Source organism: Paenibacillus ihuae, from assembly GCF_001368795.1.
In the GTDB taxonomy this organism is placed as follows: Bacteria; Bacillota; Bacilli; order Paenibacillales; family Paenibacillaceae; genus Paenibacillus_AQ; species Paenibacillus_AQ ihuae.
The window spans coordinates 1-5,412 of sequence record NZ_LN831198.1 but is presented as its reverse complement, the minus strand read 5'-3'; the positions used below and the strand labels follow the sequence as shown (position 1 = coordinate 5,412).

Here is a 5,412-nt window from a genome sequence, read left to right as displayed (position 1 = left end):
CCGGCTTGTCCTTCACATTTTCGATCGCATTCAGAAGACCCTTATATCCATTGTGACCCTTGTTTCCATATGTTGCATATGTAACAGAAGTAACGCTTTCTTTAGCTTTTTCATTGCCTTTCTCTTTGTCCTTTTCTTTCTCTTTATCGGCTGCTGGTGTCGCTGCTGGTGTTGCGGCAGCTTCTTTACTGCTATTACCGTTGCTGTTACCTTTCCCGTTACCGTTTTCAGGTTTTGCCAGTGCTGCTCCCGACATCATGCTTACGGCCAAAAGACAGCTTGCAAAGATACTGAGGATTTTTTTCATGTGCTCCGTTCCCCCTATGTTGTGGTATGTTTCATCATATATTTCGGCTGCCGTCCGCCGCCTGATGAGTAAAAATGAATATTTAGGAGGTTTTGCTCAGTCCTGAACTTGCCATACTCCCCTGGCACTAGCCAAAGATACCTACTTCGCGCAGACCCCGGCTTGCTGAATTTGTATGCTTTTCCATGACGAGTTGTTTTTCAAACTTCGCTATGCTTTTGTTCAGCAAATGTGCTAGAATAGGTGTGCAATCGCTTCCAGGGAAAGCTTCACCGTTTTGAGCAAACGTTTGCACCTTAGATGTAGCTAACAGCAACACCTGATTCCAAACTAATTCGTATTTAGGAGGCTTATCAAGTGAACCAGAACAAATTACCGTCTGTCGCTTATTTCAGCATGGAGTATGGCCTGCATTCCGACTTCAAAATGTATGCCGGCGGCCTGGGCATCCTTGCTGGAGATTACATCAAAGGTGCAAAGGACATTGGTGCCCCAATCATCCCTATCGGACTGAAATGGAAGCAAGGCTACACGGACCAGAAGATTGATGCGAATGGCAATCCCTATGACTCTTACCACAATTATGTCTATGATTTCCTTGAAGATACAGGGGTTAAGGTTTCTGTAAAAGTCAGAAAAACCGATGTGGTCTGCAAAGTGTGGAAAACCGAGCAATTCGGCAATAGCCCCCTCTATCTGCTTGATACGGATATCCCGGAGAACAGTGATGCCTGGATTACCGGCCAGCTGTATGGCTGGTTTGGTGAAGAACGGATTGCACAGGAGATTGTGCTCGGCATTGGCGGGGTGAAGGCGATGCGTGCGCTGCAGATTCCGATCGATGTCTATCATTTCAATGAAGGCCATGCTGCGCTGGCTGCAATCGAGCTAATCCGCGAAAAAATGTCCGGCGGCAGCACCTTTGAAGAAGCCTGGAAAGCGACGCGCGAAGAAGTTGTGTTCACTACCCACACCCCGATAAAAGAAGGCAATGAGACCCATCCGCTAGACCGTCTGGAGTACATGAGTGCCTTTAACGGCTTAACCCGTGACCAAATGGAGCGGATCGGCGGTGAACCGTTCAACATGACCGTGGCCGGTCTGCGCCTGTCGCGGATCTCCAATGCCGTTGCCCAGCTGCACGCCGATACTGCTAATAAAATGTGGAAAGAGGTTGCCGGCAGATCGGAAATCATCGGCATCACCAATGCCATTCATACCCCTACCTGGGTAGATGAACGGATGACCCGTGCCTTCGAGGAAGGAGGCGATCTGTGGGCTACACATGCAGAGATCAAGAATGAACTGATCGGCTTTATTGAGGAGCGCTCCGGCATTGCCTTGAATCCCGACAATCTGCTGATCGGCTTCTCCCGCCGTGCCGCGCCTTACAAGCGCAGCGACCTGATTTTCTCCCAGCCGGAAGTGATCGAGCCTTACCTGAGAGACGGCAAAATCCAAATTGTTTTCTCCGGCAAAGCCCATCCGCTGGATGACAATGGCAAAAAAATCGTCAGCAACCTCGTCGCCATGATGAAGAAGTATCCGAAGAGCGTAGTTTTCCTGGAAAACTACGACATGACGATCGGTGCACAGCTGACCCGGGGATCCGACATTTGGCTCAACAATCCGCGCAGACCACTGGAAGCGAGCGGAACCTCCGGAATGAAGGCTGCGATGAACGGGGTGCTGAACTGCTCCATCCTGGACGGCTGGTGGCCGGAAGCCTGCATTGACGGGGAGAATGGCTGGCAGATTGGCGACGGTTTTGAAACTACTGATTTTGAAGTGCTCGACAAGCATGACAGTGACGCACTTTATGATACACTTCTGAACCGGGTAGTTCCGACCTTTTATGAGAACCGTGATAAATGGGTAGAGATGATGCACAAGAGTATCGAAACTACCCGCACCGAATTCGCAAGTAAACGAATGCTGGATGAATATTACAACAAAATGTACATCAAGGGTTAAGCAGGTATCGACGAAATTAATTATTCGATTCTGATCACTCCCTCATTTCTAGGAGATTTATCACATTACCAGCCTCTCCTCCGCTTTAGCGGAGGGGAGGCTCTTTTATTGTTAATTAAAATGATTATAAAAAAGGATTGATTTTCATCAAATTTTTGTTATTATAGAACTTATACTAATTCTAAATTCAAATCCTATACCGAGGTGAGTGTATTCATGAGTCAAAGCAATAACAAACTTACAACAAGCTGGGGCGCCCCCGTAGGAGACAATCAGAATTCAATGACAGCAGGTTCCCGTGGACCCACTTTGCTGCAGGATGTTCATCTGCTCGAGAAACTGGCCCATTTCAACAGAGAACGTGTTCCGGAGCGTGTCGTTCACGCTAAAGGGGCCGGTGCTCATGGATATTTTGAGGTTACGCAGGATTTGTCCCAATATACCAAAGCAGCCTTCTTGTCTGAGGTAGGCAAACGCACGCCGATGTTCATCCGCTTCTCGACCGTAGCCGGTGAACTTGGTTCTGCTGATACTGTCCGTGACCCACGCGGCTTTGCCGTTAAATTTTATACAGAGGAAGGCAATTATGATCTTGTTGGGAACAACACGCCGGTCTTCTTCATCCGCGATGCGATTAAGTTCCCGGATTTCATCCACACCCAGAAACGTCATCCGCAGACGCACCTGAAGAATCCAAATGCTGTCTGGGACTTCTGGTCTTTATCGCCCGAATCACTGCACCAGGTTACCATCCTGATGTCAGACCGCGGCATTCCGGCAACGCTCCGTCATATGCATGGCTTCGGAAGCCATACCTTTAAATGGGTCAATGCTGAAGGGAAAGCTGTTTGGGTGAAATATCATTTCAAAACAGAACAGGGTGTAAGAAATCTGGATGTCAACCTGGCGGCACAGCTTGCCGGTGAGAATCCAGATTATCATACCGAGGACTTATTCAACGCCATTGATAAAGGCGATTTCCCGGCCTGGAGACTCTGCGTACAGATCATGCCGGAAGAAGAGGCTGATACGTACCGGTTCGACCCGTTCGACGTAACCAAGGTCTGGTCGCAGAAGGACTATCCGCTGATTGAGCTCGGCCGTATTGTACTGGACCGTAATCCTGAGAACTATTTCGCAGAAGTCGAGCAGGCGACCTTCTCCCCTGGATCGTTCGTCCCCGGAATTGAAGCTTCCCCCGACAAAATGCTCCAGGGCCGCCTGTTCGCTTACGCCGATGCCCACCGTTACAGGGTAGGTGCGAACCACAACCAGCTGCCGATCAACCGGCCTGCTGCAGAGGTGAACAATAACCAGCGTGACGGTGCGATGAATTCCACCAGCAATGGCGGCGGGTCCGTCTACTACGAGCCTAACAGCTTTGGCGGCGCAACAGAATCTCCGCAGCATAAGCCTGCAGCTTTTAAAGTTTCCGGCCAGGCAGACAGTGTGCCATACGATCACAACGATCATTATACACAAGCTGGTGATCTGTACCGTCTGCTGAGTGAAGAGGAACGTGCCCGGCTTGTCCAGAATATCGTGGGGGCCATGACACCTGTGGAATACGATGAGATCAAAATCCGCCAGATCGGCCACTTCTACAAAGCTGATCCTGAGTTCGGGCAGCGTGTGGCTGCCGGACTTGGATTGCCTGTACCTGCAGCTGAATAAAACCTTCCAATAAAAATCCCCGGGCTCGTAGCCCGGGGATTTATCGATTTTCAAGCAACTCTACTGATAAAGCCCTACCCACTGTTCCAATTGAAGTTGAAGCTCTGCTCTGGCCGACAGGGGTTCGAGAATCTCAGCATTGGGGCCATATTGCAATATCCATTTCATGAACTCATTAGCATTGTTAACAGTCACTTCGAACAGAAGACTGCCGTCTTTCCCATCGCTCATCCGTGGATGAACGAACAGCTCTTCTTCCTTGATGTAGCGCGCCACCTCCGGAGAAAAGCGCACTTTGAACCTTATGTATTTATTCCCACGGTTAATCGACCAGGTATGTTTTAAATAACTTTTAATATTAAACCCGCTTTTGTCAAAGCATGAGTCCGTAACCTCAACCTGCTGAAACCGGCTCATACGGAAGGTACGGATGGCCCCCTTAACATGACAGTACCCAATAAGATAAAATCGCTGGTCGCGCGGTATTAAATAATAGGGATCAATTTCACGTTCTGTTGTGGCATTGCGTGACTGAGAGTGATAAATAGTCCGGATACTCTTTTGTTCCAGAATCGCTCCGATAATCGGCTGCAGGAAATTCCGGCTTTCTTTGCGGTAAGCCGGTTTCCCCATTTGGATAATATCCGCAATGTTCTCCAGAATTCCATTCTGCTTAGATTTCTCTTTCAGATGTGTGCCCATAACCTTGTCATAGGCGGTGTGAAAACCCGGGGGGATTTTGTCCGGATTCAGCACTGAGGGCAAAAGGGAGAATGCCAATGCCTCCTGCTCTGAGAAATCCAGCGGATATTGAAAAAACTTACCCAGGAACCTGTAGCCGGTCCCCCTGCCTTCATTCGTAACCGGGGCAAAATGGCTGATCATATCAAGATCCCTGTAAATCGTCCGGAGGGTCACATCACATCTGAATGCAAGATCGGTGGCCATAATTCCGGGATTAGATTGGATCGCGTTGATAATTTTGAAGATTCGAATTACTTTGTCGGTCATGCGGTATGCTCCTTGGCTTCATGTATTCAATGCGGATAATTATGTAAATATAATATATCAGCTACCGGCATTCCCGCTGTCACTAAATACACGTCTTTCCAAAGGTCTCACTACTTTCTATCCAGCCTTTTACCGAAAAAAAAGAGCTGCGGATAATCCACAGCTCTTTCTTTGTTTATGAAGCGGGTGATGGGAATCGAACCCACGCTATTAGCTTGGAAGGCTAAAGTTCTACCATTGAACTACACCCGCAAAGATATAAAATCGGGATGACACGATTTGAACATGCGACCCCCTGGTCCCAAACCAGGTGCTCTACCAAGCTGAGCTACATCCCGTAATACGGTAATCACACTTCAAAAAAATAAGTGGCGCGCCCTGAGAGATTCGAACTCCCGACCTTTTGATTCGTAGTCAAACGCTCTATCCAGCTGAGCTAAGGGCGC

The 5,412-nt window shown here is 48.7% G+C and carries 3 protein-coding genes, 3 tRNA genes and 1 pseudogene; 2 read left to right on the top strand and 5 right to left on the bottom strand.

Annotated elements, in window-relative coordinates; all coding sequences use genetic code 11:
- Positions 1-307: pseudogene (locus AQR02_RS00035) on the bottom strand (hypothetical protein); the annotation flags it as partial.
- 357 nt (positions 308-664) lie between these two features.
- On the opposite strand from AQR02_RS00035, the gene glgP reads away from it, so the two are divergent.
- Together glgP and katA are read left to right on the top strand one after the other, a co-directional pair.
- Positions 665-2,281, top strand: a complete 1,617-nt coding sequence (gene glgP, locus AQR02_RS00030) for an alpha-glucan family phosphorylase (protein ID WP_054938845.1) — start codon at positions 665-667, stop codon at positions 2,279-2,281.
- Between the two features lie 216 nt (positions 2,282-2,497).
- Positions 2,498-3,955, top strand: coding sequence for a catalase KatA (gene katA / locus AQR02_RS00025; protein ID WP_054938844.1), 1,458 nt, complete (start codon positions 2,498-2,500; stop codon positions 3,953-3,955).
- Between the two features lie 60 nt (positions 3,956-4,015).
- On the opposite strand, the gene AQR02_RS00020 is transcribed toward katA, so the two are convergent.
- The 4 genes from AQR02_RS00020 to AQR02_RS00005 all read right to left on the bottom strand — a co-directional run bounded on the left by AQR02_RS00020 (position 4,016) and on the right by AQR02_RS00005 (position 5,412).
- Entirely contained in the window at positions 4,016-4,966 is a 951-nt protein-coding gene (locus AQR02_RS00020; RefSeq protein ID WP_054938843.1) for a helix-turn-helix transcriptional regulator, read from the bottom strand.
- 181 nt (positions 4,967-5,147) lie between these two features.
- Positions 5,148-5,218 (bottom strand) — tRNA-Gly (locus AQR02_RS00015).
- Positions 5,219-5,230: 12 nt separating this feature from the next.
- A tRNA-Pro gene (locus AQR02_RS00010) sits at positions 5,231-5,304 on the bottom strand.
- Positions 5,305-5,335: 31 nt separating this feature from the next.
- Positions 5,336-5,412: transfer RNA gene (locus tag AQR02_RS00005), tRNA-Arg, on the bottom strand.

What these genes read in the sequence shown, in the direction of transcription:
- katA (WP_054938844.1), top strand. Translation starts at nt 2,498, where the DNA reads ATGAGTCAAAGCAATAACAAACTTACAACAAGCTGGGGCGCCCCCGTA.
- AQR02_RS00020 (WP_054938843.1), bottom strand. Translation starts at nt 4,966, where the DNA reads ATGACCGACAAAGTAATTCGAATCTTCAAAATTATCAACGCGATCCAA.